13 protein-coding genes are annotated in these 15,941 nt (G+C 69.9%); 8 read left to right on the plus strand and 5 right to left on the minus strand.

Annotated features, from left to right (window positions below):
• Nucleotides 1–108: 108 nt before the first annotated feature.
• The 5 genes from DIE15_RS30825 to DIE15_RS30845 all read left to right on the plus strand — a co-directional run bounded on the left by DIE15_RS30825 (nucleotide 109) and on the right by DIE15_RS30845 (nucleotide 5,419).
• The gene (locus tag DIE15_RS30825) at nucleotides 109–1,071 is read left to right on the plus strand and encodes an ornithine cyclodeaminase family protein (protein WP_057926139.1); all 963 of its coding nucleotides are present in this window, start codon (nucleotides 109–111) and stop codon (nucleotides 1,069–1,071) included.
• Nucleotides 1,068–1,862, plus strand: coding sequence for a transcriptional regulator (locus DIE15_RS30830; protein ID WP_057926140.1), 795 nt, complete (start codon nucleotides 1,068–1,070; stop codon nucleotides 1,860–1,862). The genes DIE15_RS30825 and DIE15_RS30830 overlap by 4 nt, the downstream gene beginning before the upstream one ends.
• Nucleotides 1,863–2,061: 199 nt before the next feature.
• Nucleotides 2,062–2,796, plus strand: coding sequence for a DsbA family oxidoreductase (locus DIE15_RS30835; RefSeq protein WP_124835121.1), 735 nt, complete (start codon nucleotides 2,062–2,064; stop codon nucleotides 2,794–2,796).
• Nucleotides 2,797–2,900: 104 nt separating this feature from the next.
• Nucleotides 2,901–4,340, plus strand: a complete 1,440-nt coding sequence (locus DIE15_RS30840) for a DHA2 family efflux MFS transporter permease subunit (protein WP_124835122.1) — start codon at nucleotides 2,901–2,903, stop codon at nucleotides 4,338–4,340.
• Between the two features lie 290 nt (nucleotides 4,341–4,630).
• Nucleotides 4,631–5,419 (plus strand): sulfite exporter TauE/SafE family protein, encoded by a 789-nt coding sequence (locus tag DIE15_RS30845; protein WP_057926143.1) that lies wholly within the window; start codon nucleotides 4,631–4,633, stop codon nucleotides 5,417–5,419.
• Nucleotides 5,420–5,625: 206 nt separating this feature from the next.
• Here the strand turns inward: DIE15_RS30845 and DIE15_RS30850 are convergent, their stop codons facing one another.
• Both DIE15_RS30850 and DIE15_RS30855 read right to left on the minus strand, forming a co-directional pair.
• Nucleotides 5,626–7,716 carry a D-(-)-3-hydroxybutyrate oligomer hydrolase gene (locus DIE15_RS30850; RefSeq protein WP_124835123.1) on the minus strand — a complete coding sequence of 697 codons (2,091 nt, stop codon included), beginning with the start codon at nucleotides 7,714–7,716 and terminating at the stop codon, nucleotides 5,626–5,628.
• 241 nt (nucleotides 7,717–7,957) lie between these two features.
• Complete coding sequence (locus DIE15_RS30855; protein ID WP_124835124.1) at nucleotides 7,958–8,323, minus strand: BON domain-containing protein; 366 nt, start codon at nucleotides 8,321–8,323, stop codon at nucleotides 7,958–7,960.
• A 452-nt stretch (nucleotides 8,324–8,775) separates the two neighbouring features.
• On the opposite strand from DIE15_RS30855, the gene DIE15_RS30860 reads away from it, so the two are divergent.
• The 3 genes from DIE15_RS30860 (at nucleotide 8,776) to DIE15_RS30870 (ending at nucleotide 12,288) form a co-directional block, all read left to right on the plus strand.
• Entirely contained in the window at nucleotides 8,776–10,203 is a 1,428-nt protein-coding gene (locus tag DIE15_RS30860) for a TAXI family TRAP transporter solute-binding subunit (RefSeq protein ID WP_124835125.1), read from the plus strand.
• Nucleotides 10,204–10,296: 93 nt separating this feature from the next.
• A complete protein-coding gene (locus DIE15_RS30865; protein WP_057926147.1) occupies nucleotides 10,297–10,935 on the plus strand; it encodes a 2-hydroxychromene-2-carboxylate isomerase in 639 nt (212 codons plus the stop codon).
• Between the two features lie 405 nt (nucleotides 10,936–11,340).
• Nucleotides 11,341–12,288 carry a LysR family transcriptional regulator gene (locus DIE15_RS30870; protein WP_124835126.1) on the plus strand — a complete coding sequence of 316 codons (948 nt, stop codon included), beginning with the start codon at nucleotides 11,341–11,343 and terminating at the stop codon, nucleotides 12,286–12,288.
• 46 nt (nucleotides 12,289–12,334) lie between these two features.
• Here DIE15_RS30870 and DIE15_RS30875 read toward each other — a convergent pair whose 3' ends face one another.
• The 3 genes from DIE15_RS30875 to xdhB form a co-directional block, all read right to left on the minus strand.
• Complete coding sequence (locus DIE15_RS30875) at nucleotides 12,335–12,736, minus strand: polyketide cyclase (RefSeq protein ID WP_124835127.1); 402 nt, start codon at nucleotides 12,734–12,736, stop codon at nucleotides 12,335–12,337.
• A 95-nt stretch (nucleotides 12,737–12,831) separates the two neighbouring features.
• Nucleotides 12,832–13,494 (minus strand): xanthine dehydrogenase accessory protein XdhC, encoded by a 663-nt coding sequence (gene xdhC / locus DIE15_RS30880; RefSeq protein ID WP_057926149.1) that lies wholly within the window; start codon nucleotides 13,492–13,494, stop codon nucleotides 12,832–12,834.
• Nucleotides 13,495–13,560: 66 nt separating this feature from the next.
• A complete protein-coding gene (gene xdhB, locus DIE15_RS30885) occupies nucleotides 13,561–15,924 on the minus strand; it encodes a xanthine dehydrogenase molybdopterin binding subunit (protein ID WP_124835128.1) in 2,364 nt (787 codons plus the stop codon).
• Nucleotides 15,925–15,941: the final 17 nt, after the last annotated feature.

Genomic DNA, 15,941 nt, shown 5'->3' on the forward strand with positions numbered 1-15,941 from the left:
AAAATCTACCCGAGTTTCTTTGTCTATATTAGACTTTTAGTCCATTATTAACACCGCCGGACGCCCTCTTTCGAGACAGTCCTGTCCGGCCCCGACCGGAGAAGTCCCATGACGCAACCCGCCCCGACCCCGCCGCTGACCGTCGACGAAGCCGCGGTGCGCGCGGCACTGCCGTCGCTCGACGTGCTCGGCGCGCTGCGTCGCATGTTCGCGTCGCTTGCGTCGGCCCGCGCGGTGCAGCCGCCGCAAACCCTCACGCTGTTCCCCGAACAGGCCGGCGATTTCATCACGTATCTCGGCGCGCTCGCCGACGAGCAGGTGTTCGGCGCGAAGCTGTCGCCGTACGTCGTGACGGGCGGCAAGCCGATCGTCACCGCGTGGACCGCGCTGATGTCGATGCGCACCGGCCAGCCGCTGATGTGGTGCGACGCAGGGCTGCTGACGGTCGAGCGCACGGCCGGCACGACGGCGCTCGCGGTCGACTGCCTCGCGCCGCGCGACGCGCGCCGGCTCGCCGTGATCGGCACGGGCGCGGTCGGCCTCGCACATCTGCGCCACACCGCGGCACTGCGCGACTGGGCGTCGATCAGCGTCCATTCGCCCGCGCTCGCCGGCGACCCGGCACTGCAGGCGACGCTCGCGCAGATCGACCCGCGCGCGCGCCCGGCCGCCAGTGTCGAGGCGTGCGTGCGCGATGCGGACGTCGTGATGCTGTGTACGTCGTCGGGCACGCCGGTGCTCGCCGACGGCATGCTCACCCGCCCCGCGCTCGTCACGTCGATCAGCACCAACGTCGCGCGCGCGCACGAAATCCCGCCCGCGTGGCTGCCCGACATGGACGTGTACTGCGACTACCGCCACACGACGCCCGCGAGCGCGGGCGAGATGCAGATCGCGGCGGCCGGGCACGGCTGGACGCCCGAGCGGATCGTCGGCGACCTGCCCGCGCTCGTCGCCGGGACCTGCGCGGCGCCGTCGCGCACGCGGCATGCGTTCTTCCGCTCGATCGGCCTCGGCCTCGAGGACATCGCGATCGCGCACGCGCTGTACACGCATCTGACACGCGCATGAGCAGCACGCGCACGCGGGGCCGATACAATGGCGCAACCGCCGCGGCGGCAGCGCGCGGGCGCACGGACGGGCCGGTCAACGGTACGCCGGCGCGCCGCGCCGACGCGCTGCCCGGCCCCCGCTCACCCGAGATGGCGATTCCGATGCGCAAGAAGCAATCCCCCGTCAAAGACCTGCTGCTCACCCGCTATGCACCGATCGCCGACGGCATCGCGGCGCTGTTCTTCCCGTACGCGGAAGTCGTGATCCACGACCTGCACGACCAGACCGTGCTGTACCTCGCGAACAACCTGTCGAAGCGCGAGGTCGGTGACGACTCGGCGCTCGAGGAAATCGATCATTCGGCGCGCGAGCGCGTGATCGGCCCCTACGAGAAGCTGAACTGGGACGGCCGGCGGATGCGCTGCGTGAGCAACGTGCTGTTCGACGACGAAGGCCGCCCGGCCGGGATGATGTGCATCAACTTCAACATCGCGGTGTTCGACGACGTCCGCGCGACGCTCGATGTGTTCATCAAGGGCGCGGGCATCGTCGCGCAACCCGACGAGCTGTTCCGCGACGACTGGCAGGAGCGCATCAACACGTTCCTGCACGGCTGGCTGCGCGAACGGCAGGTCGGCCTGAACGGCCTCACGCGCGAGCATCGGCGCGAACTCGTCGAGGCGCTGCATGCGGAAGGCGCGTTCCGCGGCAAGAGCGCCGCGAACTATGTCGCGAACGTGCTCGGGATGGGGCGCGCGACCGTCTACAAGCATCTGAAACATCTGAAGGAAACGCAGGGCGACGCGTAGGCGGCGCGCTCCAGGGGCGGGGGCGCCGGACATGCCGCTGCCGTCGGCATCGGCAATCGCTACCGGTACGCGGCGTCCGTGTCTATGCTTCGTGATACGTCGAAGGCCGGCCCGTTCCGCACGGGAACGACCATGACGAAGCGTCGAAGCACAAAATGATATAGTCCCGGTTACATTTATTTGCCGCCCCGGACCGCCCATGACGCCCCCCCCTGCCCCGACTGCCCGCCCGACCCTGACCGTCGAAATCTGGTCCGACCTGATCTGCCCGTGGTGCTGGATCGGCAAGCGCCGCTTCGACGAGGCGCTCGCCGCGTTCGCGCATGCCGAGCACGTCGACGTCGCGCTGCGCGCGTACCGGCTGATGCCGGGTCAACCGGTCGAGCCGGTCGAGGCGATGCTCGCCGGCAAGTACCGGATGTCGTCCGCTCAGGTTGACCAGATGCTGCGCCAGGTGACCGACGCGGCCGCGAGCGTCGGGCTCCGCTACGACCTGCCCGGCACATTCGTCGGCGACACGCTCGACGGTCACCGGCTCGTGAAACTCGCGGAAGCGACCGGCCGTGCGCATGCGCTGACCGAACGCCTGTACCGCGCGTATTTCTGCGAGCACGGCTCGCTGTTCGACCACGCGGCGCTGATCGATTTCGCGGTCGAAGCAGGGCTCGAGCGCTCGGCCGTCGAAGCCGTGCTGCGCAGCGGCGCATATCGCGACGAAGTCGAGGCCGACATTGCGCGTGCCGCGCAGATCGGCGGACGCGGCGTGCCACTGTTCGTGTTCGGCGGCCGCTACGCGGTGTCGGGCGCGCAGCCGGCCGACGTGTTCGCGCAGGCGCTCGAGCAGGCGTGGCGCGACGGCGCGATCGTCGAATTCGCCGGCGACGACGCGGCCGCGTGCGGCCCCGACGGCTGCGAACTGCCGCCGCGCGGCTAAACGCGCCGCCGCTACGCGTCGCTCCTGCCACAAACCGACAGGAAGCACGCGCGAACGATGTCTACAATGCAACCTTTCAAAGGCTATCGGAAGGCTGCAGGCCCATGACCCACGGGATTCACGGCGAAAGGCGCTGGTACGCGCTGATCGTCCTCTGCCTCGGCGTGCTGATGATCGTGCTCGACAGCACGATCGTGAACGTTGCGCTGCCGTCGATCAGCACCGACCTCCATTTCACCGAGACGGCCCTTGTATGGGTCGTCAACGCATACCTGCTCACGTTCGGCGGTTGCCTGCTGCTCGGCGGCCGCCTCGGCGACCTGTACGGCCAGCGGAGCATGTTCCTCGCGGGCCTCGTCGTGTTCACGCTCGCGTCGCTCGCCTGCGGCCTCGCGCAAGCGCAGGCGATGCTGATCGCCGCGCGCGCGGTGCAGGGCTTCGGCGGCGCAATCGTGTCGGCCGTGTCGCTGTCGCTGATCATGAATCTCTTTACCGAACCGGGCGAACGGGCGCGCGCGATGGGCGTCTACGGCTTCGTCTGCGCGGGCGGCGGCAGCATCGGCGTGCTGCTCGGCGGGCTCCTGACGAGCACGCTGTCCTGGCACTGGATCTTCCTCGTCAACCTGCCGATCGGCATCGCCGTCTACGCGATGTGCGTCGCGCTGCTGCCGCGCATGCGCGCGCCGGCCGGCGCCGCGCGGCTCGATGTCGCGGGCGCGATCACCGTGACCGCGTCGCTGATGCTCGCGGTCTACGGGATCGTCGGCGGCAACGAGGCCGGCTGGCTGTCGACGCAGACGGTCGTGCTGATCGGCGCGGCCGCCGTGCTGCTCGCGCTGTTCGTCGCGATCGAGGCGCGCGTCGCGCATCCGCTGATGCCGCTCACGCTGTTCGCCGCGCGCAACGTCGCGCTCGCGAACGTGATCGGCGTGCTGTGGGCGGCCGCGATGTTCGCGTGGTTCTTCCTGTCCGCGCTCTACATGCAGCGCGTGCTCGGCTACGGGCCGCTGCAGGTCGGGCTCGCGTTCCTGCCGGCGAACCTGATCATGGCGGCGTTCTCGCTCGGGCTGTCGGCGCGGATCGTGATGCGCTTCGGGATCCGCGGCCCGATCGCGGCCGGCCTGCTGATCGCCGCATGCGGCCTCGCGCTGTTTTCGCGCGCGCCGGCGGACGGCAGCTTCGTCTGGCACGTGCTGCCCGGCATGACGCTGCTCGGCATCGGCGCGGGTGTCGCGTTCAACCCGGTGCTGCTCGCCGCGATGAGCGACGTCGATCCGGCCGATTCGGGGCTCGCGTCGGGCATCGTCAACACCGCGTTCATGATGGGCGGCGCACTCGGTCTCGCCGTGCTCGCGAGCCTCGCGGCCGCGCGCACCGACGCGCTCGCGGCCGCCCGCGCGACGCCGCTCGACGCACTGAACGGCGGCTATCACGCCGCGTTCGCGGTCGGCGCGGCATTCGCGGCCGCGGCCGGGTTGCTCGGTCTCGCGCTGCGCATCCGCCGCCAGGACGCCGTTTCGGACGTCGGCCCCGCGATGCACTGACGGCCGTCCGGCCTGAACCGGGGCGCGTGCCGGCCCCCTTTTCCGCGCCGATCCGGCGCGCCCTGCCCGATCGCCAGGCATCGGCCGCATCGCCCGCCGAACGCCGGCGCGCCGCCCCGCCGGGCCCGGCGCCCGTTCAAACGACTGTTTCACCCGCCGCGAACACCCCCGTCCGGCAAGCCGTCCCGGCCGATTTTTAACGTAGTCGTACACCGACGCGCCACTTTTGCGACAATGGCAGACTTTGACCTGCGCGCCGCCGCCGAACGCCGCATAACCGCCTGCTTCCGATGTCGCTTCCCCATATCGATCTGCTGTACTCCCTGTCCGGCCTGTTCGTCGGCATTCTCGTCGGCCTGACGGGCGTCGGCGGCGGTTCGCTGATGACGCCGATCCTCGTGCTGCTGTTCGGCGTCCACCCCGCGACGGCGGTCGGCACCGACCTGCTGTACGCGGCCGCGACCAAGGCCACCGGCACGCTCGTCCACGGACTGAAAGGGTCGATCGACTGGCGCATCACCTGCCGGCTCGCAGCCGGCAGCGTCCCGGCCGCGGCCGTCACGCTGTGGGTGCTGCACACGCACGGGATGAATTCGCCCGGCACCGCGCGGATGATCCAGCTGGTGCTCGGCGTCGCACTGCTGCTCACGTCGCTCGCGCTGATCTTCCGGCCGCAACTCACCGCGCTCGCCGCGCGCAACCCGCTTGCACCGAGCCCCGCTCGCACGCTGTGGTCGACCGTGCTGACCGGCGCCGTGCTCGGCGTGCTCGTGTCGATGACGTCGGTCGGCGCCGGCGCGATCGGCGTGACCGTGCTCCTGCTGCTGTATCCGACGCTCGCGACCAGCCGCATCGTCGGCTCCGACATCGCGCACGCGGTGCCGCTCACGCTCGTCGCGGGCATGGGCCACTGGCTGCTCGGCTCGGTCGACTGGTCGATGCTGCTGTCGCTGCTGCTCGGCTCGCTGCCCGGCATCGTGCTCGGCAGCCTGCTGTCGGCGCGCGCGCCCGAGCGCCTGCTGCGCAACCTGCTCGCCGCGACGCTCGTCGCGGTCGGCGTACGGCTCGTGCTCGCGTAAGCCCGGTCGCGCCGCTCACGCCACCTGCCCTCGCCCTAGCTCCGGCCCAACCCAGCCCAGCTCCGCCGCCATCGTCCGCGTACCGCACGCCGGCAGTTCGCCGCCCCGAACACCCTGAAAAAACAGCCCGACCGGCCTGCGCCGATCGGGCTGTCGTCCATACAGCGTGTAGTCCGCGTAGCTGCGGGCCTGCACCATGTACGCCGTCAGAGCGGCACGTCGATCGCGCCGGCGCCGGCCGCAATCGCGTTCGCACCGGGCGACGCCGAGATCGGCGGCAGGTTTGCGCCGGTCAGCGCGGGGGCGGCGCCCGGCGTGCCACCACGCGGCACCGTGCGGATCACCTGCGACGGCGGCAGCGCGGCACCGCTCTTCAGATGGCGCCACATCAGGTTCAGCGCCTGCAGGTTGTAGTAATGGACCGGCACGAAGCGCGTGTCGAAGCCCGCAACGGGCAGGAACGCGTCGAAGTGCTGCCCGTTCGTCACCTCGTAGAACACGAGCTGGCTGCGGCCGCCTTCGCTGATGCTGTTCTGCGCGACGTACGCGCGCGATGCGTGGTTCACCGGCACGAGCGCGTCGCTGCGGCCCTGCACGATGATCGCAGGCTTGCCCTGCAGGTTCGCGTTCACGCGCACGGCCTCGACGTTCGCCGGCATGTCGAGCAACCCGTTGGTCCACAGCTGGCGCAGGCACAGCGCGCCCGCGAAGCTCGCGTCGGGCGTCGCGAGCCGGTGATCGACGCCCGCGCCGGTGTTGAACACCAGATTGACGCCGGCCGTCGGCGGCACGCCGTTGCCAAGCCCGAACACGGCCGGCATCGGCGATGCGGCGGGCGGCGCGACCGCGCCGGTTGCCGCATTGGTGGTCGCGAAGCTGAAATTGCACAGGTTGTCGGTCACGCGCGAGCGCGTGTACGCATTCGCATAGGTGACCGCAATCGCCGGAATCGCCTGCGAATCCCACATCGACGCGTGCAGCAGGTCGGAATCGGCGAGATAGCCGGCCGCATGCAGTTGCGCGAGCGCATCGGCGGCCTGGCTCTGCGTATCGGCACCCGACACGAGCCCCGCCGCCGCGAGCGTCGCGCAGCGCTGCGCGCGGATCGACTGCGTGGTGGCGAGCGGCAGCGCGCTCAGGTACGGCTCGCCCGCGAGCGATGCCGACGCGGCCGCGCACGGCTGCAGCAGGTTCGCGAGCGTCGCGTAGTCGGCCAGCGGCCGGCCGAACGACGGCACCGGCTGGCCGCCCTCGCGCACGACGGCGTTCGGCGCCATCCGCACGTTGACCTGCGGCTCGCCGACCACGACCGCCGTGATCCAGCGGCGCGTGTCCTGCTCGGCCGCCGCGAGCGCCGCGCCGCCGCCGTTGCTGACGGACGCGGCGATCGTCGTGATGTCGCCCGGGTGGTAGCGCACGCCGTGATGCGAGCTGTCGAGCAGCGGTCCGAACTGTTCGTTGAGCGCCCAGTACGCGAATTCGACCGACTGCAGCGTCGCGTGCCCCCAGTCCTGCTCGGGATTCTGCTGCGAATGCGCGTGCTTGAACGCGTAGCGGTTCGGGAAGCTGCCGTTGAACGCGGCCAGGTCGCCGCTCGTCACGTTCGCGGTAAAGAGACTGGCATTGCCGGCGAGCACCGCGTTGGCGAGCGTGCCGTCGATCAGCGTGATCGTGTCGGAGCCGAGCTCGTGCGCGCCGTTGCCGCCGCCCTTGTCGTTGTACGCGACCGCGCAGCCACGCTTGAGGCCCCACTCGCCGGCCGCCGAAATCGCGCCGTACACGCCGCGCGAACCCGACGACGTCGCGGTGACGATGCACGGCTGCGCCGGATCGAAGCTGGCCGGCACCTGCACGAGCAGCGTCACGTTCTTGCGGCCGCTGCCGTCGTCGGAGTACGCGAGATATTCGGTGCCGGGGATCTTGCCTTCGCCGAGCGTGTCGTTGCCGTCGAGGTCGACGTTCGGCCCCCAGAAGCGGCCGTAGCCGCCGTTCGCGCTCATGTCGACGAGCGCGCGGTAGTTCGACCAGATCGCGACCCGGCGCAACTCGGCACTCGTCGGCCGGGACGGATCCGCGAACGCGGGCGCGGTGGCGACGGCGAGGCCCGTCTTGCCGAGGCCGGCCGTCAGCAGGTCGTCGCTCGAACCGTCATAGGCGGTCGTGCGCACGCTGCCGGAAACGAAACCGGGCAACCGGTTGCGTTCGCCCGAATCGTCGCCGTTGCAGGCGCCGAGCAACGTGAGCGCGGCCAGCGCCGCGCCGACAAGAATCCGACTACCCCATCCGTTCGTCGTCATTGCCGCCCTCTCGATATCGTTATCGATCCGCCGCCTCTTCGTGCGCGGCTTGCGGCCTCTGAAGAAAACGCGGGGCCGCCCCTGGTTTTCCGCCCCGAAGGAAGTCCCCTTGGGGGATGCCCCCTGGAGCCTGTCGCGAAGCGACAGATCCCGGGGGCACGCTACAGCGCAAACGGGCCCCGGCACGCCGGGGCCCGCCTGAAAGCGGGCGCGAGCGGCGCTCACGCGCCGCCGCCCGGCATCACTGCTGCTGGACCGTCAGCTTGTTCGTGACGGACGTCACGCCGGTCACACCCTTCGCTGCTTCTTCGGCCTTGTCGATCTGTGCCTGGTCGGGCACCGTGCCCTCCAGCGTGATCGCCCCGCCCTTCGAACGCACGACGAGGTTCGCCACGTTGACGCCGCCCGCCTTCGTAATTGCCTTGCGCACCGCGTAGCCGAGCTTGCGGTTCGCCTTCTTCGCGGTCTTGGCCGCGGCCTTCGGCGAGCTCGCCGCCGCGGCCGGCGCTTCGGTTGCCGCCGCATCGCTCGACTGCGCGTATACGCTGCCCGACAAACAGGCGGCTACGGCCGCAACACCCAACGCTCTCAACACGATCGACTTCATGCTAACTCCTTGTGACTTCGGAACGGCCGTGCACAGTACGGCCGGATACCCCCCAAAGGCAGCCGGCCCGCGCGCGAACGGGCGGGACGGCCGATGATTTCCACGGCGATGCGAGAGAGGCGACACGGGCCGGCGGCCGGCGCGCGCGAATGCGGGCCAGCCGGGCCGGACAGCCGCCGGCCGGACGCGCCCGGTCTCATTGCGTGCCGGGTCGCGCGCGAATCGGGCGCGGCTGCGTCGCACAATGTAATCCAGCGCCCGCCGAAGCGCAAAGCTTTTGACGCGCGGCCGCCCGCCGTCTGCCGGCGCGCTCGCACGGCTCCGCGGCCGCGCCACGGCGACCGACTCGCGCACGCGCGGCGAAACCGGGTACCATCGCCGCCAGAACGTGCATCGCGTGTGTCGTCCGTGACGGTCGTCATCGATGCGTCACACCCGTGTCATCCGCCGCCATGAAGCCAGCCCGCCCTCGCCCGCCCCGCCGCATCCTCGCCCGCTTCGTCGCGGTGTCGTGGCGCGACCTCGCGCTGTCGATCGGCCCCACCGTGCTGCTCGCGGTCGCAGCGGTCTGGCTCGCGGTCAAGCTGATCCAGCCCGCGCCGCCGTCCACGCTCGTGATTTCGTCCGGGCCGCCCGGCAGCACGTACTGGAACGCCGCGCAGAAATACAAGGCGATCCTCGCGAAGAACGGCGTCACGCTCGACGTCGAGTCGTCCGAAGGATCGGCGCAGAACCTTGCGCGGCTGTCCAACCCGAACGCACCGGTCGACGTCGGCTTCGTGCAGAGCGGCATCGGCCCGAAGGAGCGCGACGAGCACCTGGTATCGCTCGGCAGCATCGGCTACGTGCCGCTCGCGATCATGTACCGCGGCCCGGTCGTCGCGCGCCTGTCCGACTTCAAGGGCAAGCGGCTCGCGCTTGGTGCGGAAGGCAGCGGTGCCCGCGAACTGAGCCTGGCGCTGCTGAAGATGAACGGCATCGTGCCGGGCGGCTCGACCGAGCTGCTGCCGACCGCGGGCGAGGACGCGGCAACGGCACTGCTCGACGGCAAGATCGACGCCGCATTCCTGTCCGGCGACTCGACCCAGATCCCGGTGATGGCGAAGCTGTTCCGCGCGCCCGGCGTGCACGTGTACTCGTTCACGCAGGCCGAGGCATACGCGCGGCGCTTTCCGTACCTGACTGCGATCACGCTGCCGATGGGCGTCTACGATCTCGGCCGCAACCTGCCGCCCGCCGACATCCACACGGTCGCGCCGACGATCGAGCTGGTCGCGCGCGACACGCTGCACCCCGCGCTGTCGGACCTGCTGATCGAGGCCGCGCGCGAAGTGCACGGCCACGCGACGATCCTTCAGCACGCGGGCGAATTCCCGTCGGCCGTCACGCGCGGCTTCCCGCTGTCGGACGACGCGGCGCGCTACTACAAGTCGGGCAAGACCTTCCTGTACCGGCGGCTGCCGTTCTGGGTCGCCAGTCTCGTCGACCGGCTGCTCGTGGTCGTGGTGCCGCTGATCGTCGTGCTGATCCCCGGGCTGCGGCTCGTGCCGTCGCTGTACGGCTGGCGCGTGCGTTCGCGCATCTATCGCTGGTACGGCGCGCTGATCGCGCTCGAGCGCCGTGCGCTCGGCGAGCACACGGCCGAGGAGCGCGTCCGGTTGCTCGACGAGCTCGACGACATCGAGGAAGCCGTGAACCGGATGAAGATGCCGCTCGCGTACGCGGGACAGTTCTACGTGCTACGCGAGCACATCGGCTTCGTGCGCGAGCGGCTCACCGCGCACGACCACGACGCCGCAACGGGCACGCCGGGCGCTGGCGCCCCCGCGGCGGCGCCGCCGGCCGGCGAGCCACCCCGGGCGACTCCCGGTTCCGTGTGAGCGGCCGATCCGCGATCATTGCTGCATCCGCGCGCCACCGCGTAACATGAAGGCCGCCGCCAGGCGCGCACGCCCCACCCTCTGGAGATCGCCATGACAACCGGCCTCGACACCGCCCAACCCGCCTGGTTCTACGACTTCGTGTCGCCGTTCTCCTACCTGTTGCTCGAGCAGCTCGACAAATGGCCGGACGTGCCGTTCGAACCCGTTGCCGTGTCGCTGCTCGACCTGCAGCGCCACTGGGGGCAACGCTCGAGCGCCGACGTGCCGGCCAAGCGCGTGTTCACGTACCGCCACGCGCTGTTTCGCGCCGAACAGCTCGGCATCCGCTTCAAGATGCCGCCCGCGCATCCGTTCGATTCCGACAAGGTACTGCGCCTCGCGATCGCGCTGCGCGCCGACATCGCGACCGTGCTGGAAATTTTCCGCTTCATCTGGCACGACGGCAACGATCCGTCGACGCCGGACGGGTTCGCCGCGCTGTGCGAACGCGTCGGCGTCGGGCACGGCGACGAGCTGATCGAGTTCGAGGAAACGAGCGCGCAGCTGCGCCGCAACACCGACGACGCGATCGCGCTCGGTGTGTTCGGCGTCCCGACCTTCTGGATGAACCAGCAGCTGTTCTGGGGCGAGGATGCGCTGCCGATGGTGCTGTACTGCGCGCGCACGCCGAACTGGCTCGAGTCGCGCGAGGTCAAGCGGATCAGCACGCTGCCGAAGGGGCGCGCGTGATGGCCGGTATCACGCACGGCATCGCGCGGCTGCGGTAAGGTTAGGGTCTGTTTACGTATGGAACGTGCATGCGAATGCCCGAAATCGCTCGCCCCCCAAGGGGACTTCCTTCGGGGCGCAGGGCAAGAAGTGAGGAGCGCCGTTTGGCCATGCCAAACAAGCAACGAGCGACGCCGCCATGCGGGCGATTTCGGGCATTCCCGTGACATAATTTTTTTAATTTGGGGTTGCCACGAGAACGGCCGCTCGCCGCGTTGTGCTCCTTGCGAATACGTCAGTATTCGCGGCGTCCCACGGGGACTTCCGTTGGTCGTCGCACGCCTCGCGAGCGGCCGTTCTCGTGGCAACGCATGCACGTTCCATACGTAAACAGACCCTAAGCTTCGCTCGAATCCCCCTCCATCGATGGAAGACGACGACCGTACCGCCTCGCTCGATATCTGGCTCGTGCGCGTATTGCGCACGCTGCTGCTCGAGCGCAGCGTCACGCAGACCGCACTGCGGCTGAACCAGACGCAGCCCGCGATCAGCACCGCGTTGCGCAAGCTGCGCGAGACGCTGAACGACCCGATTCTCGTGCGCGGCAAGTCGGGGATGGTGCCGACCGAATATGGCGCGTCGCTGCTCGGCGCGGCGTCGCGCGCGCTGCGCGAGGTCGACTTCATCGCGACGCCGCACGGCGACTTCGACCCGTCGTCCGCGCGGCGCACGTTCCGCGTCGCCGCGCCCGATTACCTGAACGATTTCTTCATGCCGACGCTGATCGAGCGCTTTCGCGACGCGGCGCCGCATGCGCATCTGGAAATCGACTCGCTGAATCCCGCGCTCGATCACGCGGAGGCGCTCGAATCGGGCGCACTCGATCTCGTGATCGGCAACTGGCCGAAGCCCGACCCGTACTTCGCGCGTCAGGACCTGTTCTCCGACACGATCGTGTGCCTGATGCGCGATGCGCATCCGCTCGCACGCGAACCGCTCACGCGCGAAGCCTATGCATCGGCCGCGCACATCGCGCCGACGCCGTACACCGGCGACAAGCGCAACGCGATCGAGATCGGCCTCGCACGCGCGCGTCTCACGCGGCGGATCGTGACGACGCTGCCTTACTTCGGGATCGTGCCGCAGGTGCTGCTGCAGTCGGACCTGATCTTCACGACGACGCGCCGCTTCGCGACGCACTACGCGCAGTTGCTGCCGCTCGTCGTCGTCACGCCGCCCGTGCCGTTCCCGCGCATCAAGAGCTACCTGCTCACGCACCCGCAGCCCGATCGCCCGACCGACATCGCGTGGCTGTGCGCACTGATGCAGAGCGTATCCGACGAGCTGACGGCCGCGCGCGGTCGCAAGCGCTGACCCGGCGCGGGACGGCCCGCGCGGAATCACGCAACGCGGCCGCCGCTCAGGCCGTGCAGAAGGTTTCCTGCAGATGGCTCCAGCGCACGACGCCTGCCGCGTCGCGCGCGAACACGGCGGTCGCGCGACGCGCGGGCAGTTCGCCCGACGCCGCATGCTGCGCTTCGAGATAGGTGAGCACCACATGCGACGCGTCGGCCGCGAGCACGCGGATGTCCGACAGCGCGATGCGCAGACCCGGCTTCGCGCCGCCGAGTTTCGCGAACAGCGCGCGCGTGCCTTCATGGTCGAGCACGCGGCCGTCGGTCATGATCATCGTGAAATCGGCGGAAAAAGGCGCGAGCAGCGCATCGAGCGCCGCGGGTTCCGTATCGGCGCCGGACAGCCAGCGCTCGATGGCGACGAGGCTCGCATCGAGCGCGTCGAGATAGACCTGATGATCGGACATGGCACCTGCACGCATGACGCGCGGCCCGATGCCACGCGATCCGTGCAGTGTAGGCAAAAACGCGCGGACGTGCGCCGAGCGTCGGCCCCTCGTCGTCAGCGCGCGCAGCTCAGGTCGTCGCGCACGCGCGCGGCCGCGGCCGCCTTCGCATCGGCCACCGGCATCCCCGAGCGGGCCTGCAGCAGTTCCGCGCAGACGGCCACCGCGATCGCGCCGGGCGCCTTGTCGACGATGCCCGCGACACCGATCGGGCACACCATCTCCGTGAGCCGCGCCGGATCGACGCCGCGCGCGGCGAGCCGGCGCTCGAACTTCACGCGCTTGGTGCGCGAGCCGATCATCCCGAAATAGGCGAAGTCGCGCCGCCGCATGATCTGCGCGGCGAGCGAGAAGTCGAGTGCGTGGTTGTGCGTCATCACGAGGAAATACGCGCCGGGCGGCGCCGCGTCGACGACGGCCTCAGGCGTGTCGGTCGGCTCCGGCTGCACGTTCGGCGGACATTCATCCGGGAACAGCTCGTCGCGCGTGTCGACCCACTGCACGACGCACGGCAACGCGCCGAGCAGCGTGACGAGCGCGTGGCCGACGTGCCCCGCGCCGAACAGCACGACGTGCATCGGTGGCGGCGCGGCGCTCGCGCGGTTGCGCCGGCCGGTGCCTTGCGCGAACGGCTGCGCGGGCGAGGCGCCGCACACGCCGTCGCACCCGGCGACGGGCGCATGCGACGCGGCACGCAGCGAACGAGCGGGGCCGTTCATATCAGCCTCCGCCGGGCCGTCCCGCAGGGGGCAGCGAACGAAATGAGCGTGCGGGCCATTTCCATATCAGCCTGCCCGTGCGGCGCTCGCCGCACGCACCGCATGCAACGCGCGCAGGATCGACTCGCCGGTGGCCGGCGCGTCGAGCGGCGGATTCACGCGGTAGTCGCCGATCGCGGCGATCGCGTCGCGCACCGCGAAGAACACCGAGAACGGCAGCAGCAGCGGCGGCTCGCCGACGGCCTTCGAACGATGGATGCTGTCCTCCACATTGCGATTCTGGAACAGCCGCACGTTGAATTCGGGCGGCGTGTCGTTGACGGTCGGGATCTTGTACGTGGACGGCGCGTGCGTCATCAGCTTGCCGCCCTTGTTCCACCACAGCTCCTCGGTCGTGAGCCAGCCCATCCCCTGGATGAACGCGCCTTCGACCTGGCCGATGTCGAGCGCCGGGTTCAGCGATGCGCCGACGTCGTGCAGCGCATCGACGCGCAGCGTGCGCATCTCGCCCGTCAGCGTGTCGATCACGACTTCCGACACGGCCGCGCCGTACGAGTAGTAGTAGAACGGCCGGCCCTGCAGCTTCGACTGATCCCAGTGCAGCTTCGGCGTCGCGTAGAAACCGTCGGACCACAGCTGAACGCGCGCGAGGTACGCCTTCGCGATCACCTCGCCGAACGGCACGCTCGCGCTGCCGACCCACACGAAGTCGTTGCCGAACTTCACGTCGGCCGCATCGACCTTGCCGTCGCCGAACTGCTTCGCCGCGAATGCCGCGAGCCGCTCGCGCAACTGGCGCGCGGCGTCCTGCGCGGCCTTGCCGTTCAGGTCGGAGCCGGTTGATGCAGCCGTCGCGGACGTGTTCGCGACCTTGCTCGTGTCGGTCGCCGTCACGCGGATCCGGCCGAAGCGAATGCCGAGCTCGTGCGCGACGACCTGCGCGACCTTCGTGTTGAGCCCCTGCCCCATCTCCGTGCCGCCGTGGTTCACGAGCACCGAGCCGTCGGTGTAGATGTGCACCAGCGCGCCGGCCTGGTTGAAGTGCGTGACGTTGAACGCGATGCCGAACTTCACCGGCGTGAGCGCGATGCCCTTCTTCAGCACCGTGTTGCGTGCGTTGAATTCGCGCACGCCCGCGCGCCGCGCGCGGTAGTCGCTCGTCGCCTCGAGTTCGCCGAGCAGTTCCTGCAGCACGTTGTCCTCGACCGTCTGCCCGTACGGTGTGACGTTGCGCTCGGCCTTGCCGTACAGGTTCGCGTAGCGCACGTCGAGCGGATCGCGACCGAGCGAGCGCGCGACGTTGTCGAGGATGGTCTCGATCGCGAACGCGCCCTGCGGGCCGCCGAAGCCGCGGAACGCGGTGTTCGACTGCGTGTTGGTCTTGCCGCAGTAGCCGGCGATGTCGACGTCGCCGAGCCAGTACGCGTTGTCGAAGTGGCACACCGCGCGCGTCATCACCGGGCCCGACAGGTCGGCCGAGAAACCGCAGCGCGACGTCATGTCGAGCGCGACGCCGTCGAGGCGGCCGTCGTCGTCGTAGCCGACGTCGAAGCGGTAATGGAAGTCGTGCCGCTTGCCGGTGATCATCATGTCGTCGTCGCGGTCCGGACGCAGCTTCACGGGGCACAGCAGCTTCCACGCGGCGAGCGCCGCGCAGCATGCGAACAGGCCCGACTGCGATTCCTTGCCGCCGAACCCGCCGCCCATCCGGCGGCATTCGACCAGCACGTTGTGCGACGCGACGCCGAGCACGTGCGCGACGAGGTGCTGCATTTCGCTCGGGTGCTGCGTCGAGCAGTACACGTGCATCCCGTCGTCGTCCTTCGGCACCGCGTACGCGATCTGCCCTTCGAGGTAGAACTGTTCCTGGCCGCCGAGCAGCATCTCGCCCGACTCGCGATGCGGCGCGGCGGCGAGCCGCGCGGCCGCGTCGCCGCGCGCGAGCTTCAGCGGCGGGATCACGTAGGTTTCGGCCTTGCGCGCTTCCTGCGCGGTCAGGATCGCGGGCAGCTCCTCGTAGTCGACCTGCGCGCGGCGCGCGGCGAGCCGTGCGATCTCGTGCGAGGTTGCGACGACGATGAACATCGGCTGGCCGACGAACTGCACGATGCCCTTCGCGAGCACCGGGTCGTCGTGGATGATCGGGCCGCAATCGTTGACACCGGGAATATCGTCGGCCGTGAACACGGCGACCACGCCGGGCGTCGCGCGCACCGCGTCGAAGTTCATCGACACGATCTTCGCGTGCGGCTTCGCGGACAACCCGAGCGCCGCGTGCAGCGTGCCCGCGACGAGCGGGATGTCGTCGGTGTAGGTCGCGCGTCCGCTCACGTGCAGGTGGGCGGATTCGTGCGCGCGGGATACATGCACCTGCGCAGCATCGGCTTGCGGGTCGAGGGTGCTCAGGAACGGTTCTGCTTGCTGGTTCATGTTCGGTGTTCTCCCTC

Source organism: Burkholderia sp. Bp9031 (assembly GCF_003857965.1).
GTDB lineage: Bacteria > Pseudomonadota > Gammaproteobacteria > Burkholderiales > Burkholderiaceae > Burkholderia > Burkholderia ambifaria_A.